The sequence below is a fragment of the Rhodococcus kronopolitis genome, assembly GCF_042654025.1.
GTDB classification, from domain to species: domain Bacteria; phylum Actinomycetota; class Actinomycetes; order Mycobacteriales; family Mycobacteriaceae; genus Rhodococcus_G; species Rhodococcus_G kronopolitis.
In genome coordinates this window covers 82,030-97,235 of record NZ_JBHSFO010000003.1, presented here as the reverse complement: position 1 = coordinate 97,235, position 15,206 = coordinate 82,030, and the positions used below count along the sequence as shown (strand labels likewise).

General features: G+C 72.2%; 13 protein-coding genes. 10 read left to right on the top strand and 3 right to left on the bottom strand.

Annotated features, from left to right (window positions below; genetic code table 11):
- Positions 1–136 precede the first annotated feature (136 nt).
- The 3 genes from ACFO6S_RS07010 to ACFO6S_RS07000 are packed head-to-tail and all read left to right on the top strand — an operon-like array spanning position 137 to position 3,310.
- Positions 137–1,612 carry a PepSY-associated TM helix domain-containing protein gene (locus ACFO6S_RS07010; RefSeq protein WP_378415418.1) on the top strand — a complete coding sequence of 492 codons (1,476 nt, stop codon included), beginning with the start codon at positions 137–139 and terminating at the stop codon, positions 1,610–1,612.
- Positions 1,609–2,127 carry a copper chaperone PCu(A)C gene (locus tag ACFO6S_RS07005; RefSeq protein WP_378415416.1) on the top strand — a complete coding sequence of 173 codons (519 nt, stop codon included), beginning with the start codon at positions 1,609–1,611 and terminating at the stop codon, positions 2,125–2,127. The genes ACFO6S_RS07010 and ACFO6S_RS07005 overlap by 4 nt, the downstream gene beginning before the upstream one ends.
- Positions 2,120–3,310: a Dyp-type peroxidase gene (locus ACFO6S_RS07000; protein WP_378415414.1), complete on the top strand. Its 1,191-nt coding sequence runs from the start codon at positions 2,120–2,122 to the stop codon at positions 3,308–3,310. Before ACFO6S_RS07005 ends, ACFO6S_RS07000 begins: the two co-directional genes overlap by 8 nt.
- Here the strand turns inward: ACFO6S_RS07000 and ACFO6S_RS06995 are convergent, their stop codons facing one another.
- Positions 3,311–4,951, bottom strand: a complete 1,641-nt coding sequence (locus tag ACFO6S_RS06995; RefSeq protein ID WP_378415412.1) for an ABC-F family ATP-binding cassette domain-containing protein — start codon at positions 4,949–4,951, stop codon at positions 3,311–3,313.
- A gap of 59 nt (positions 4,952–5,010) precedes the next feature.
- Here ACFO6S_RS06995 and ACFO6S_RS06990 point away from each other — a divergent pair, with 59 nt between their 5' ends.
- On the top strand, positions 5,011–5,862 hold the full coding sequence (locus tag ACFO6S_RS06990; RefSeq protein ID WP_378415410.1) for an aldo/keto reductase: 852 nt from the start codon (positions 5,011–5,013) through the stop codon (positions 5,860–5,862).
- Between the two features lie 31 nt (positions 5,863–5,893).
- Here the strand turns inward: ACFO6S_RS06990 and ACFO6S_RS06985 are convergent, their stop codons facing one another.
- Positions 5,894–6,490 (bottom strand): TetR/AcrR family transcriptional regulator, encoded by a 597-nt coding sequence (locus ACFO6S_RS06985; RefSeq protein ID WP_378415408.1) that lies wholly within the window; start codon positions 6,488–6,490, stop codon positions 5,894–5,896.
- Between the two features lie 85 nt (positions 6,491–6,575).
- Here ACFO6S_RS06985 and ACFO6S_RS06980 point away from each other — a divergent pair, with 85 nt between their 5' ends.
- From ACFO6S_RS06980 to ACFO6S_RS06970, 3 genes are read left to right on the top strand one after another with little or no spacing between them, the layout of a single operon-like run.
- Positions 6,576–7,151: a pentapeptide repeat-containing protein gene (locus ACFO6S_RS06980; RefSeq protein WP_378415406.1), complete on the top strand. Its 576-nt coding sequence runs from the start codon at positions 6,576–6,578 to the stop codon at positions 7,149–7,151.
- 9 nt (positions 7,152–7,160) lie between these two features.
- The gene (locus ACFO6S_RS06975; protein ID WP_378415404.1) at positions 7,161–7,604 is read left to right on the top strand and encodes a nitroreductase/quinone reductase family protein; all 444 of its coding nucleotides are present in this window, start codon (positions 7,161–7,163) and stop codon (positions 7,602–7,604) included.
- 58 nt (positions 7,605–7,662) lie between these two features.
- Positions 7,663–9,507: a hypothetical protein gene (locus ACFO6S_RS06970; protein WP_378415402.1), complete on the top strand. Its 1,845-nt coding sequence runs from the start codon at positions 7,663–7,665 to the stop codon at positions 9,505–9,507.
- A gap of 178 nt (positions 9,508–9,685) precedes the next feature.
- Here ACFO6S_RS06970 and ACFO6S_RS06965 read toward each other — a convergent pair whose 3' ends face one another.
- The gene (locus ACFO6S_RS06965; protein WP_378415400.1) at positions 9,686–10,810 is read right to left on the bottom strand and encodes an NAD(P)-binding domain-containing protein; all 1,125 of its coding nucleotides are present in this window, start codon (positions 10,808–10,810) and stop codon (positions 9,686–9,688) included.
- A gap of 39 nt (positions 10,811–10,849) precedes the next feature.
- Between ACFO6S_RS06965 and ACFO6S_RS06960 the strand changes: the two genes are divergently transcribed.
- Genes ACFO6S_RS06960 through ACFO6S_RS06950 form a run of 3 tightly spaced genes read left to right on the top strand, consistent with a single transcriptional unit; the run spans position 10,850 to position 15,188 of the window.
- Positions 10,850–11,581, top strand: coding sequence for an enoyl-CoA hydratase (locus ACFO6S_RS06960; protein ID WP_378415398.1), 732 nt, complete (start codon positions 10,850–10,852; stop codon positions 11,579–11,581).
- An 18-nt stretch (positions 11,582–11,599) separates the two neighbouring features.
- A complete protein-coding gene (locus ACFO6S_RS06955) occupies positions 11,600–12,715 on the top strand; it encodes an MBL fold metallo-hydrolase (protein WP_378415396.1) in 1,116 nt (371 codons plus the stop codon).
- A 10-nt stretch (positions 12,716–12,725) separates the two neighbouring features.
- Positions 12,726–15,188, top strand: coding sequence for a cation-translocating P-type ATPase (locus tag ACFO6S_RS06950; protein ID WP_378415394.1), 2,463 nt, complete (start codon positions 12,726–12,728; stop codon positions 15,186–15,188).
- The last annotated feature ends 18 nt before the right edge of the window (positions 15,189–15,206 follow it).

The following is a 15,206-nucleotide window of genomic DNA, read 5'->3' as shown; positions in this document are numbered from 1 at the left end:
CGTGCCTGAGCAGTGCCGTGCCTGAGCACGGCGCTGACTGAGCAGTGCCGCGCGCGAGCAGTGCGCCGACTGAGCAGCGAAGCGACTCAGTGCCGTGCGGGCCCTCGCCCCTGTCTGATCGACGAGAGCGACCTCCATGACTGTCATCGAAACCACCGGCGTGCGCGAACACTCGCCGCCACCGAAGAACACCCGACCGCTGCGCGCGCTGATGCTGCGGCTGCACTTCTACGCCGGCATCTTTGTCGGCCCCTTCCTGCTGATCGCCGCGCTGACGGGCTTCGTCTACGCGTTCGCCCCGACCCTCGAGAGCTGGGTGTACGGGAGCTACCTGCGGGCGCCCGTCGTCGAGCAACCGGTCGCCGAGTCAGCCCAGGTGCAGGCCGCCCTGGACGGTCGCGATGCGTCGGCCCTGCAGTCGGTGCAGACCGCCGACCCGGGCGGCACCACCCGCGTGCTCTTCGACGACCCCGACGTCGGGTCCGGGCAGAGCAGCGTCTTCGTCGACCCGGGCACCGGGACGGTGCTCGGCGCGCTGGAGACCGATTCCGGTGACCTGCCGCTGCGGGCCTGGCTGTCGGCGCTGCACAAGAACCTGCACCTCGGTGACGTGGGCAACCTCTACTCCGAACTGGCCGCGTCGTGGCTGTTCGTCATCGTCCTCGGTGGCCTGTACCTGTGGTGGAACAAGGCGCGCGCGGACCGGCCCCGCGGGAAGAAGGCTCGCCTGCTGACCGTCGACCGCTCGCTCACCGGGCGCCGCCTGACACTGAACTGGCACGGCGCGGTCGGTGCCTGGGCGGCGCTCGGCCTGCTGTTCCTCTCGGCCACCGGCCTGTCCTGGTCCGACTACGCCGGCGCCAACATCAAGACGGTCCGCGCCGAGATGAGCTGGAACGCACCGGCACTGAACACCTCGCTCGGCGGTGCCCCGGCGGCCGGCGGGGGAGAGCACGACGGGCACGGCGCCGCCCCGACCGCGGACGGCGGCCCCGCCGGTGACGCGGCGTCCGGCGCCGACCCGGTGGACGTCACCGCCATCGACGGGGTGCTGCACGTGGCCCGCGCCCAGGGGCTGACCGGCCAGCTGTCGGTCGGGATCCCCGCCGACGTGTCGACCGCATGGACGGTCAAGGAGACGGCAAAGGCGGGCGGCGACTCGATCGCGGTCGACGGGTACACGTTGCGGGTCGTCGACCGGGTGGACTTCGCCGACGGCCCGCTCGCGGCCAAGCTCACCTCCTGGGGCATCGCACTACACATGGGCACCCTGTTCGGTCTCGCCAACCAGGTGGCGCTCGCGGCGCTCGCGGTCGCCCTGATCACCGTGATCGCACGCGGCTACCTGATGTGGTGGCGGCGCCGGCCCACCCGCGCGTCCGGCGCCGCGTTCGGTGCCGCGCCGCGCCGGGGTGCGCTGCGCAGGCAGCGGCTGCCGGTGGTCGCGGTGGTGGCCGTCGTCGCGCTGGCGGTCGGCCTGTTCGTGCCCCTGCTCGGCCTGTCCCTCGCGGCGTTCCTGGTCGTCGACGTGTTCCTCGGACTCGTCGCGTCCGCCCGGTCGAAGAAGTCCACGCAGTCGAAGACGCTCGCAACCAAGGAGATCCAGTCATGATCACGTTCACCCGTTCCCGCCTCGCGATCGCCGGCCTCGTCACCGTCGGACTCGCCGTCGCCGGCTGCTCGGGCGACCCGGGTTCGGCGCCGCCGCAGCCGGACTCGGCCGCGACCTCGGTCACGTTCGACGAGCAGTGGGTCAAGGCCGCGGACTCGGGGATGACCGCGCTGTTCGGCACCCTGGTGAACAACTCGGATTCCGAACTGCTGCTCACCGAGGTGAGCAGCCCGGCCGCGCCGCGCGTCGAGATCCACGAGATGGCCGAGAGCGGCGGTGCGATGGTGATGCGCCGCAAGCAGGGCGGCATCGCGGTGCCCCCGCGAGGTTCGTACGCGCTCGAGCCCGGCGCCGACCACGTAATGCTCTTCGACCTGCCCGCGCCGATCCAGGCGGGTACCGAGGTGCCGTTCACCTTCCGGTTCGCCGACGCAGGCGACGTCGAGTTCACCGCTCAGGTACGGGATTTCGCGGGTGCCCGGGAGTCCTACGACGAGGGGGCGCACGGTGGCTGAGCTGACCCGGCGGCGACTGTTCGGCGCGGGTGCGGTTGCTGTCGGCGGCGCCGCACTCGGCTGGGGCGCCGGGGCGGTGACCGGGAACCGGGAGGCGGAGGCGGCCCCGGCGGTGGTGCCCTTCCGTGGCGAGCACCAGGCCGGCGTCGCGACCCCGCCGCAGGCGCACACCACGTTCGTCGGGCTGGACCTGCGGCCCGGGGCCGACCGGGCCTCGCTGGTGCGGCTGCTGAAGGTGTGGACGTCGGACGCGGAACGGCTCACCGCAGGCCGGGGCGCGCTCGCCGACACCGAACCGGACCTGGCCACGGCGCCGGCGAGGCTCACCGTCACGGTGGGCTTCGGTCCCGGCGTGTTCCGCGCCGCCGGGGCGGAGGACCGGCGGCCGTCCTGGCTGAAGCCGTTGCCGCCCTTCGCGATCGACCGGCTCGAGGAGCGGTGGAACGACGGTGACCTGTTACTGCAGGTCGGCTCCGACGACCAGGTCACCGTGGCGCACGCGTTGCGGGTGCTGCTCAAGGGCGCCCGCGCCGCCGCGACCGTCCGGTGGACCCAACGCGGGTTCCGGCGGTCCCGGGGCACCGAGCCGGAGGGCACCACCATGCGCAACCTGATGGGGCAGGTGGACGGCACGGTCAACCCGCGCGCTGGCAGCGGGGACTTCGACGCGCTGGTCTGGCAGGACGGCGCGCAGCAGCCGTGGCTGGCGGGCGGGACCTCGGTGGTGATCCGGCGGATCCGCCTCGACCTCGACGGCTGGGACGAACTGGACCGTCCCGGCCGCGAGGTGGTGATGGGCCGGCGGATGTCCGACGGGGCGCCGCTGACCGGCGACGCCGAGCACGACGAGCCGGACTTCGGGGCGGTGGACGCGTCCGGGATCAGCGTGATCGCGCCGAACTCGCACATCGCCCTGGCCCGCTCCGCCGATTCCGGGCAGCGGTTCCACCGGCGGGCCTACAACTACGACGAGGCGCCGGCAGGGGAGGCGGTGTCCGACTCGGGCCTGATCTTCGTCACCTACCAGGCGGATCCGCAGGCCCAGTTCGTGCCGGTGCAGCAACGACTCTCGGACGCGGACCTGTTCAACACCTGGTCCACGCCGATCGGCTCGGCGGTGTTCGCGATACCGCCCGGCTGTCCTCCGGGCGGGTACCTGGGGGAGCAGCTGCTGGGCGGGTGATCAGGATTCGGTGAGCCGGCCGCCGTCCATCTGCCACCGCCGGGTGCTGCGCATCGTGTCCAGCATCCGGCGGTCGTGGGTGACCAGCAGCAGGGTGCCCTCGTACTCGTCCATCGCCCGTTCCAGCTGCTCGATGGCGGGCAGGTCCAGGTGGTTGGTGGGCTCGTCGAGCACCAGCAGGTTCACCCCACGCGCCTGCAGCAGCGCCAGCGCGGCCCGGGTGCGTTCGCCGGGGGACAGCGAGCTCGCCGGCCGCAGCACGTGCGCGCCGCGCAGGCCGAACTTGGCGAGCAGCGTGCGCACGTCCGCGTCCGGCCAGTCGGGGACGGCCGCGCCGAACGCCTCGGTGAGCAGTTCGTCGCCGACGAAGAGCCCGCGTGCCTGGTCCACCTCGCCGATCGCGACGCCGCTGCCGATGGTGGCGCTGCCCTCGTCCGGGGTGAGCGTGCCGAGCAGCAGCCGCAGCAGGGTGGTCTTGCCGGAACCGTTCGGCCCGGTGACGAGAACCCGGTCGCCCCACTCGATCTGGGCGGTGACCGGACCGAGGACGAATGTTTCACGTCGAACCACTGCGCCGCTGAGGGTGGCCACGACGGTGCCGCTGCGCGGCGCGCTGGCGATCTCCATCCGCAGCTCCCACTCCTTGCGGGGCTCCTCGACCACCTCGAGCCGCTCGATCCGGCGCTGCGTCTGCCGGGCCTTCGCGGCCTGCTTCTCGGTGGACTCCGCGCGGGCCTTGCGGCCCATCTTGTCGCTGTCCCCGCCCTTGGCCTTGCGGCGGGCGTTGCGGACGCCGTGCTCGAGCCAGTTGCGTTGCATCTGAGCGCGATCCTCGAGGCCGCTCTTGGTGTCCGCGTAGTCCTCGTAGCGTTCGCGGGCGTGCTGGCGGGCGATCTCCCGCTCGGCGAGGTATGCCTCGTAGCCGCCGTCGTACACCGCGATCTGCTGCTGCGCGAGATCCAGCTCGACGATCCCGGTGACGGTGCGCGCCAGGAACTCCCGGTCGTGGCTGACCACCACGATGCCGGTGCGGGCCTCGTCGACGAAGCGCTCGAGCCGGTCCAGGCCGTCGAGGTCGAGGTCGTTGGTGGGCTCGTCGAGCAGCAGCAGGTCGTAGCGTGAGAGCAGCAGCGAGGCCAGCCCGGCCCGGGCGGCCTGCCCGCCGGAGAGCGAGGTCATCTCGGCGTGCAACCCGACGTCGAGCCCGAGGTCGTCGAGCACCTTCTCGGCCCGCTCCGGGAGGTCGGCGCCGCCGAGGCCGAGCCAGCGCTCGAGGGCGTGCGAGTAGCGGTCGTCGCCGCCCGGCTCGCCGAGCGACTCCGCGGCCGCGTTCATCTCCGCCTCGGACTCCGTGACGCCGGTGCGGCGGCCGAGGAATCCCTCGACGGTCTCGCCGGGCAGGCGCTCGGGTTCCTGGGCGAGGTAGCCGACCGTCGCGTGCGGCGGGCTCAGGGTGACGGTGCCCTCGACCTCGGCGCTGGTGTGGCCGGACAGGATGGAGAGCAGCGTGGACTTGCCCGCACCGTTCGCGCCCACCAGGCCGATCACGTCGCCGGGGGCGACGACGAGGTCGAGGCCGGAGAACAGGGTGCGGTCGCCGCGGGAGGCGGAGAGGTCGTCGGCGTGCAGGGTGGCGCTCATGAGTCAATTGTCTCAGCTGCGGGGGAACATCCTCCCGGCGCGAGCGGTTGTTCCGGTTCATGACCTCTCCGAACCCAGTGCCGAACGTGCCCCTCAATGACGGCAACACCGTCCCGCAGCTCGGATTCGGGGTGTGGCAGGTGCCCGACGACGAGAGCTACACCGCGGTGACCAGCGCGTTGACCGTCGGATACCGGAGCATCGACACCGCCGCCATCTACGGCAACGAGGTCGGCACGGGTCGCGCGATCAGGCACTCCGGCATCGCGCGGGAGGAGTTGTTCGTCACCACCAAGCTCTGGAACGGCGCCGCGGAGACCTGGACGCGCGAGAGCGTGCTGCGCGAGTTCGACGCCTCGCTGGACCGGCTCGGCCTCGACTACCTGGACCTGTACCTGATCCACTGGCCGCGCGCGATGCGCGAGGACTACGTCGCCATCTGGCGGGCCTTTGCGGAGCTCGAGGAGAGCGGCCGGGCCAAGTCGGTGGGCGTGTCCAACTTCCAGCTCGCCCAGTTGCAGCGGCTGATCGACGAGACCGGGGTGGTACCCGCGATCAACCAGGTGGAGGTGCACCCGGACTTCGCGCAGCCGGAGCTGCGGGCCTTCCACGCCGAGCACGGCATCGTCACCGAGGCGTGGTCGCCGCTGGGGCAGGGTCGCGGGCTGCTCGACGACCCGGTCCTCTCGCGCATCGCCCTCAAGCACGGCCGGTCGGCCGCCCAGGTGACGCTGCGCTGGCACCTGCAGGTGGGCAACGTGGTGATCCCGAAGTCCGTGACGCCGTACCGGATCCGGCAGAACTTCGAGGTGTTCGACTTCGAGCTCGACGCGGACGACCTGGTGGCGATCGCCGGGCTCGACGCCGGGAACCGGCTGGGCCCGGACCCCGACGAGTTCGACATGGGGTAGCCGGCCGCGAGCGGGCGGCGCGGGCCGGGGCTCAGCGCGGGGCCAGGCTTACCAGGGCCAGGGCGAGAACCCGCTCCGCGTCCTCGGCGCTGTAGCCCGTCCCGGGCTCGCACCCCCGGTCGACGACCAGGTGGTTGGACATGGCCATCCCGTGCAGCAGGACCCAGAGCAGCGGGCCGACCTCCCGGACGTCGCCGGCGACGAGGGTGTGGCTCCGCTGCGCCTCGACGACGAGTTCGTTGAAGTAGCCGTTGAAGTCGACGGCGGCGTCGACGAGCGCCCGGCTCGGGTTGATCGTGTAGTCGTCGCCGAACTCGAGCCGGTAGTGGTTCGGGTACTCCCAGGCGACGCGGACGTACGCGAGGCACGCCCGAAAGAGCGGGGTGGTGGCCGTCGTGGTGTCCGCGGCGGCGCGCTGCATCTCCGATTTCAGGTCGGTCAGGGCCTCGGCTGCCACGGTGCTGAGGAGGTCGTTCTTGTCCTGGAAGTGGCGGTACGGCGCCGTCCGCGACACGTCGGCGGCCGCGCCGACCGCCCGCAGGGTGACGTGCGCGGGCCCACCCTGCGCCAGGAGCTCGCTCGCCGCCGCGATCAGGGCGCGCCGGGTGTCCCGGGTCTGTTCCTGCATCCCCGAAGGATATGTGGTGGTTGACGCTGTCAACAAGCCGCGCTAGGTTGACGCCGTCAACATGCTCGTCCTATCCGGGGGTTCGATGACGTCCATTACGCAGACACCACCTCTCGACCTGCTCCGCCGCGACGTAGCGGCCTGGAACAGCCTTCGGACGCAAGGCGACTCGGAGTGCATCGATCTCGTCGACGCCGACCTGGCGGGGGCGAGCCTCACCGGCGCCGACCTGTCGGGAGCGGACCTCACCGGCGCCGACCTGTCGGGAGCGGACCTCGCCGACGCCACCCTGGCGGGTGCCAACCTGACCTCGGCCGAGTTGGTCGGCGCCGACCTGACGAGGGCCGATCTCACCGGAGTGATCGCGCACGACGCCAACTTCACCGGCGCCTACCTCACCCGGGCCCGCATGCGGGGCGCCGACCTGACGGCGGCGTACCTGACGTCGACCTTCATGGGGCACGCGGACCTCGCCGGGGCGGACCTCTCCGACGCGTACATGACCGGTGCCTATCTCGGCGACGCCGACCTGTCCGGCGCGATCCTGATCCGCGCCTTCCTCGGCAAGGCCCACCTGACCGGTGCGAACATCGTCACCGCGGCCCTGGATGGCGCCGATCTCACGGGGGCGATCATGCCGGACGGCACCTCGGATGACTGACGGCGATCGATGCTGAAGACCGTCCTGGCGTTCCGCAACCGGGCGAGCGTCGCCGGGTACCGGATGTCCGCGGGCCGTCTCGGCGGGCGAGCCGCGGGACTGCCCGTCCTGCTGTTGACGGTGCCCGGACGCAGGACCCGTGTTCCGCGGACGACCCCAGTCTGCTACCTCGAGCGCGGCGATGCGTACGTGGTGGTGGGCTCCGCCTACGGATCGAAGACCGATCCCGACTGGATCCGGAACCTCGCGGCGACAGAGTTCGCCCGGATTCGGATCCGCGGTCAGGAGTGGGAGGTGTCGGCGAGGATCGCGACCGGCGCGGAGCGGGACCGTCTCTGGCGACGGACGATCGTGCCCGCGGCCCCGGCGATCGCGAAGCACGAGGCGAGGTCCGGGCGGATGTTCCCCGTCGCCGTCCTGACGAGGCCGTCGCGGGCGGACGGACGGGACTGACACGCCGGAAATTCCGGCGGGTCCCCGGGTGATCGGGCCCGGCTAGGGTTGGTGACCGATGACTGCGCCAGTCCCGACCGCCGAGTCCACCTCACCGCAGACGGCCCCGTCCGTCGGCGGCGACGCTCCCTGGTGGCGCCCGACCGGTACCCGGGTCCTGCAGGTGGCCGCCGCGCTGGTGGCGCTGCAACTGCTGGTCCGTGGGGTGGTGGCGGCCCGCGGCTACTACTACTGGGACGACCTGATCCTCACCGGGCGGGCCGGCACCATGTCGCTGCTCTCGCCCGAGTTCCTGCTCTACGACCACGACGGTCACTTCATGCCTGCGGCGTTCCTGGTCGCCGGGATCGCGAACACCCTCGCCCCGTACCAGTGGGCGCTGCCCGCGCTGATCCTGGTGATCCTGCAGGCGCTCGCGTCCCTGGCGGTCCTGCGCCTGCTCGTCGTGCTGCTCGGTCGCAGGCCGAGCCTGCTGATTCCCCTTGCGCTCTACCTGTTCTCGCCGTTGACGCTGCCCGCGTTCGCCTGGTGGGCGGCGGGACTGAACGCGCTGCCCATGCAGATCGGCCTGGCCGCGGTCGCGGCGGACGCGGTGCTGCTGTGCCGCACCGGCCGGGCCCGCTACGCCTGGTCCGCGCTCGCGGTGTTCGTCGCGTCGCTGCTGTTCTTCGAGAAGGCCGTGCTGGTGCCGGTGGTGGCCTTCGCCGTCGTCGCGCTGGCGTACCGGGTGGACGGGCACCGGAAGCCGTTGCGTGCCGCGCTGGTCCGGGGCCGGCGGCTGTGGGCCTGGTCCGCCGTCGTGGTCGCCGGGTGGGCGGCGGTGTACGCCCTCGTCGTGACCCCGAGCCCCGGCGAGCGCACCCCCGAGATGACCGTCGAGCTGATCCGTCACTCGAACTACCGGGGACTGTTCCCGACGCTGCTCGGCGGGCCGTGGCGGTGGGACCGCTGGCCACCGAGCCCGCCGTGGGCGGTGCCGCCGGAGGCCCTCGTCGTGGTGGCGGCCCTGGCCGTCCTCGCTTGTGTAGCGGGGACGCTCGCGTGGAAGCGCCGCGTCGGCTGGGTGTGGATCGCGACCGCCGCGTACGTCCTCGCCTCCGAGACGGCGATGGTGATCGCGCGGTCCTCGCCGGACACCACCTATGAGCTGGGTCAGACGCTGCGCTACCTGACGGACAGCGCGGTGGTCGTTGCGATCGCGCTGGCCCTGGTGCTGCGCGCCCCCACCCGGGACCGCTGGTCGGGCCGACGGTCCGGTCCCCGCACGGCGGGGGTGGTGTCGGTGCTGGTGGCGGCGTTCGTCGCGAGCAGCCTGTGGTCCACGGCGACCTTCGTCGCGCGGTGGGAGGACAACCCGACCGTGGACTACCTGGCCAGAGCCAAGGCCTCGCTCGCCGCGAACGCCGACGCTCCGATGCTCGACCAGCCGGTGTCGATCTGGGTGCTGCTGCCCGTGGCCTACCCGCACAACATGGCCGGATCCGTCTTCGCCGCGCTGCCCGATCGCCCGGAGTTCGCCCCGTCGACGCCGGTGCTGCGCAAGATGGACGACTCCGGCGACATCGTCGACGCCCAGGTGAGCTGGGTGCGCGCGATCGGCGAGGGCCCGGTCCCGGGCTGCGGCTACCGGGTCACCGACGCCACGACCGTGCTGCCGCTCGACGGTCCGCTGGCCGGCTGGGAGTGGGCCGTGCAGCTGAACTACCTGGCGAGCCGCGACGGCGAGATCGAGGTGGGCCTCGCGGAGGGCGAGCCGGTCACCGTGCCGGTGCGGGCCGGACTGAACACCGCCTACGTCAGCCTCGACGGCGGCGGACCGGGCGTGCGGGTGCGCACGTTGGACCCGGAACTGTCGCTGTGCGTCGGGGTCGGGCCGGTCGGTGCGGTGGTCCCCAAGCCCTGATTGGCCGGGTCCTGAGTGGCCGGGTCCCGGACACTTCGCCTGTCCGGCGGTGCGCAGACACCACTCGAGGTCTTGCACCGTGATGTCGACGACCTGGCAGTCGAGGCGGCCGGCTCCGCCGCCGTACCCGTCCCGCGAGCTGTCGACCAGCGTCTCGATTGTCTCGATGCCGGGCGCGCTAGCGCACCGGCGAGGACCCGACCTGGCGGTTGGTGTCTGCGCTACCCATACCCAGGTGCTCGATCAGCTCCGACGCCGCCGCCCGCCCGCCGCGGTTCGCGCCGATTGTGCTGGCCGACGGTCCGTACCCGAGCAGGTGGATCCGCGGGTCCGCGGCCACCCGCGTCGCGAGCCGACCGTCCATGGTGATGCCGCCGCCCGGTCCGCGTAGGCGCAGCGGCGCCAAATGGTCCAGGGCGCTGCGGAACCCGGTACACCACAGGATCACGTCCGCCCGAACCGCGGCGCCGTCGGCCCAGCGGACGCCGTCGGCGGTGATCTCGTCGAACATCGGAAGACGCTGCAGCACACCGCGTTCGCGGGCCGCCCGCAGCGCGGGGGTGAGCGGGAGGCCGGTCACCGACACCACCGAACCCGGCGGCAGCCCGCGTCGCACCCGGTCCTCCACGATCGCGACCGCGGCCCGCCCCTCGTCCCCGGTGAACGGCTCGTCCCGGAACTGCGGTTCGTGGCGGGTGACCCAGGTGGTGGTGGTGACGCGGGAGATCTCGTCGAGCAGTTGCACCGCGGAGATGCCGCCGCCGACCACCACCACGTGCCTGCCGGCGAACTCGTCCGCCGTCCGGTAGTCGCGGGTGTGCAGCTGGCGGCCGGCGAACAGTTCGGCGCCCCGGTACCGCGGCACGAAGGGCCGCTCCCAGGTGCCGGTGGCGTTGACGATCCCGCGGGCGGTCAGCGTGCCCGCGCTGGTCTCGAGGGTCAGCAGGCCGCCGGCGTCGTGGTCGCACACCACCCGGGTGTGCACCGGCCGGCGCACCGGCAGCGCGAACCGGCGTTCGTACTCGGCGAAGTAGCGCGGCACCGCGTCGGCGGCCGGCACCGTCTCGGGCGCCTCGGCGCCGAGGACGTCGGTGAACGCCATGCCCGGCAGGTCGTGGACCCGGTTGACGGTGCTCAGGGTCAGCGACGGCCACCGGAACTGCCAGGCGCCGCCCGGTCCCGGCGCGTGATCGAGCACCACGAACCGCAACCCCGCGTCCGCCCCGAGCCGTCGCAGGTAGTACCCGGCGGACAGCCCGGCCTGGCCGGCGCCGATCACCGCCACGTCGACGCGTGAATCCATGTTGGCGACCTCCCCGGGACAAACGGTACGGTCACAACCATGATCGGGACCAGCCGGGACGGCGACGTGGTGACAATCGAGCTGCAGCGTGAGGACCGCCGCAACGCGCTCAACACCGAACTCTGTGTGCTGTTGCGCGACGCTGTCGACGAGGCCGTGAACCAGGGCGCCCGGGTGATCGTGCTGACCGGTTCGGGTTCGGCCTTCTGCGCGGGCGCGGACCTGTCCGGCGACGTGTACGCCGACGGCTTCCTCGACACCCTGCTCGAGATGCTGCGCACCATCGACTCGGCGCCGGTGCCGGTGATCGCGGCGGTCAACGGTCCGGCGATCGGCGCGGGCACCCAGCTGACCCTCGCCTCGGACCTGCGCGTGGTGGCGCCCGACGCCTACTTCGCCGTCCCCGCAGCCAAACTCGGCATCTCGGTGGACAACTGGACCGTCAAACGACTGGTGGCCCTGGCAGGCGGCGGGCCCGCCCGCACGGTCCTGCTCGGCGCCGAGCGGCTGACCGCCGACGCCGCCCTCACCGCCGGGCTGGCCAACAAGATCGGCGACCTGGCCGCCGCGCAGGAGTGGGCCCAGCAGATCGCCGCGCTCGCACCGCTGTCCCTGCGCCACCTCAAGCTCGTGCTCAACGACGACGGCACCCGCGCGGACGCCACCGAGGACCAGCACGAGGCGCTGGTCGCGGCCTGGAGCAGCGAGGACATGGACGAGGCACGACTGGCCCGGTTGGAGAAGCGCCGGCCGATGTTCCAGGGCAAGTAGCGGGACGGGGCGGGGACGATGGGAACGAAGAGCGCGTTCGCGGCCGGGATCACGCTGGCCGGGGTGGCCGCACTGGCCCGGGTGGGCTGGGGCGTGCGGTCGCAGATCGGTGCGTCGGTGGCGGCGATCGCCCCGCACGCGCTGGGCTCGGCGCGGTACCGCGACCGGCGTTTCCACAACACCGAACCCAGCCGCCAGATGGTCGGCGGCTCCGACTCGAGCATCGTCTCGGCGCTGCTCACCCGGGGCCGGCTGGGTCGGCCCCGCCAGGCCATCCCGCTGGCCACGCCGCTGGCCCCCGCGGCCGCGGCCGACCTGGCCGTCACCTGGTACGGGCACGCCAGCGCGCTCATCGAGGTCGACGGGTACCGGGTGCTCACCGACCCGGTGTGGAGCGACCGGGTCTCGCCGTCCCCGCTGGTCGGGCCGCTGCGCCTGCACCCGACGCCGGTCGGCATCGAGGACCTGCCGCGGGTGGACGCCGTCGTCATCTCCCACGACCACTACGACCACCTGGACAAGGCCACCGTCGAGGCGCTGCTGCGCACCCAGACCGCGCCGTTCCTGGTGCCGACCGGGATCGGTGCGCACCTGCGGCACTGGCGGGTGCCCGAGGACCGGATCGTCGAACTGGACTGGGACGAGGAGGTGGTGCTCGGCGAGCTCACCCTCACCTGCACCGAGGCCCGGCACTTCTCCGGTCGCGGACTGGCCCGCAACACGACACTGTGGTCGTCGTGGGTGATCCGCGGGCCGCGGCACCGCGCGTTCTTCGGCGGCGACACCGGCTACACCCCGCGGTTCGCCGAGATCGGTCAGCGGCACGGCCCCTTCGACCTGACGCTGCTGCCGGTCGGGGCGTACGACGAGCACTGGCCCGACATCCACATGAACCCGGAGGAGGCGGTCCGGATGCACGCCGACCTCAACGTCGGCGACGCCGCGGCGGGCCTGCTGGTCCCGGTGCACTGGGCGACGTTCAACCTGGCGTTCCACCCGTGGGCGGAGCCGGTCACCCGGCTGCTCGCGGCCGCGCGCGAAGCCGGCACCCGGGTCAGTGTGCCGATGCCCGGCCAGCGGGTCGACGTGCTGCGTCCGGGTGTACAGCGGCACTGGTGGCTCCGGCTGGCATAGCCTGGCGGGCATGGCAATCGAGGACAGCCCGGGCGGCCCCGTCGCGACCGCGACCCTGCACGCCGACATCGACCCCTCGGTCGGGCTGACCGCGGATCAGGTGGCGCAGCGGCGAGCTGACGGCCGGACCAACGACGTCCCCAGCCGGGCAAGCCGCTCGGTGCGGGAGATCGTCCGCGCCAACGTGTTCACCCGGATCAACGCGATCCTCGGCGTGCTGCTGATCATCGTGCTGGCCACCGGCTCCGTCATCGACGGCATGTTCGGCCTGCTGATCGTCGCCAACAGCGCGATCGGCATCATCCAGGAGGTCCGGGCCAAGCAGACGCTGGACAAGCTGGCGATCGTCGGTCAGGCCAGGCCACAGGTACGACGCGACGGCCAGTCGGTCGCGGTGGCGCCGGACGAGGTGGTGCTCGACGAGGTCATCGAGCTCGGCGCAGGCGACCAGATCGTCGTCGACGGGGCACTGGTCGAGGGAGACGCCCTCGAGGTCGACGAGTCGCTGCTCACCGGCGAGGCCGACGCCGTGCACAAGCAACCCGGGGAGCAGATCCTCTCCGGCAGTTTCGTGGTGTCCGGCAGCGGCGCGTACCAGGCCACCAAGGTCGGCAAGGACGCCTACGCGGCGCGCTTGGCGGAGGAGGCCAGCAAGTTCACCCTGGTGCACTCCGAACTGCGCACCGGCGTCGACAAGATCCTCCGGTTCATCACCTTCCTGATGATCCCGGCGGGCCTGCTGATCATCTACAACCAGCTCTTCCTCAGCGAGCAGGCGCTGCGGCCCGCGCTCAACGGCATGGTCGCGGCGTTGGTCCCGATGGTTCCGGAGGGTCTGGTGCTGATGACGTCGCTTGCCTTCGCGGTCGGCGTCGTCCGGCTGGGACGGCGGCAGTGCCTGGTGCAGGAACTGCCTGCCATCGAGGGCCTGGCCCGGGTAGACGTGGTTTGCGCGGACAAGACCGGCACCCTCACCGAGAACGGGATGCGCCTGTCGGAGTTGCGGATCGTCGGCGACGGGGGAGAGGCGGAGGTCCGGGACGCGCTGGCGGCGCTCGCCGGCGACGACCCGCGCCCCAACGCCAGCATGCTGGCGATCGCCGAGGCGTGCGACCGCGACCCGGGCTGGACCTCGACTTCGATCGCGCCGTTCACCTCCGCCAAGAAGTGGAGCGGAATCTCCTACGGCGACAACGGGAACTGGGTGCTCGGCGCGCCGGACGTGCTGCTCGACCCGGACAGCGAGCCCGCCCGGCAGGCCGAGGAGGCCGGTGCCCGGGGCCTGCGGGTGCTGCTGGTGGCCAGCAGCGACCTGCCGGTGGACGACGCCGGCGCGCCCGGCCGGGTGACCCCGCGGGCGCTGGTGATCCTCGAGCAGCGGGTGCGGCCCGACGCCGCCGAGACCCTGGACTACTTCGCCGAGCAGAAGGTGTCCGTCAAGGTCATCTCCGGCGACAATGCGGTCTCGGTCGGCGCCGTCGCCAGCTCGCTGGGCCTGCCCGGCGGTGACCGTCCCGTCGACGCCCGTGAGTTGCCTTCCGGGCGAGAGGAACTCGCGGATGCGCTCGACACGGCAACCACCTTCGGTCGGGTCCGGCCAGACCAGAAGCGGGAGATGGTCGGGGCGCTGCAGTCGCGGGGCCACACCGTCGCGATGACCGGCGACGGCGTCAACGACGTGCTCGCCCTCAAGGACGCGGACATCGGGGTCGCGATGGGATCGGGCAGCGCGGCCACCCGCGCGGTGGCGCAGATCGTGCTGCTGGACAACAAGTTCGCCACCCTGCCGTACGTGGTTGGCGAGGGCCGACGCGTGATCGGCAACATCGAGCGCGTCTCCAACCTGTTCCTCACCAAGACCGTCTACTCGGTGCTGCTGGCCCTGCTGATCGGGCTGTCCGGGCTCCTGTCCCAGGTGCTGCACTTCGACCCGCTGCCGTACCCGTTCCTGCCCCGGCACGTCACCATCGCGGCCTGGTTCACCATCGGCATCCCGGCGTTCATCCTCTCGCTTGCACCGAACAACGAGCGGGCCCGCACAGGTTTCGTCTCGCGGGTGATGCGGTTCGCGGTGCCGTCGGGCGTGGTGATCGGGGTGGCGTCGTTCGTGTCCTACGTGCTGGTCTACGCCGGCCCGGAGTCCACGCCGACCCAGCAGGTCCAGGCCAGCACCACGGCGTTGATCACCCTGATCATGATCGCGCTGTGGGTGCTCGCCATCGTCGCGCGGCCGTACGTGTGGTGGAAGATCGTGCTGATCGCGGGGTCGGTGGCCGGCTACCTGGTGCTCTTCGCATTCCCGTTCACGCGCGAGTTCTTCAAGCTGGATCCCTCCAACATCGCCGCGACCACCACCGCGATCGTCTGCGGCGGCGTGGGGATCGTGTTGGTGGAGCTGGGCTGGTGGGTGTCGGGACTGCTGTCCGGTGACAAGCGCCGGGTGTTCTCGCTTCCGGAGTCTCCGGCGGGCTGACCGGCACGCCCTAGCTGT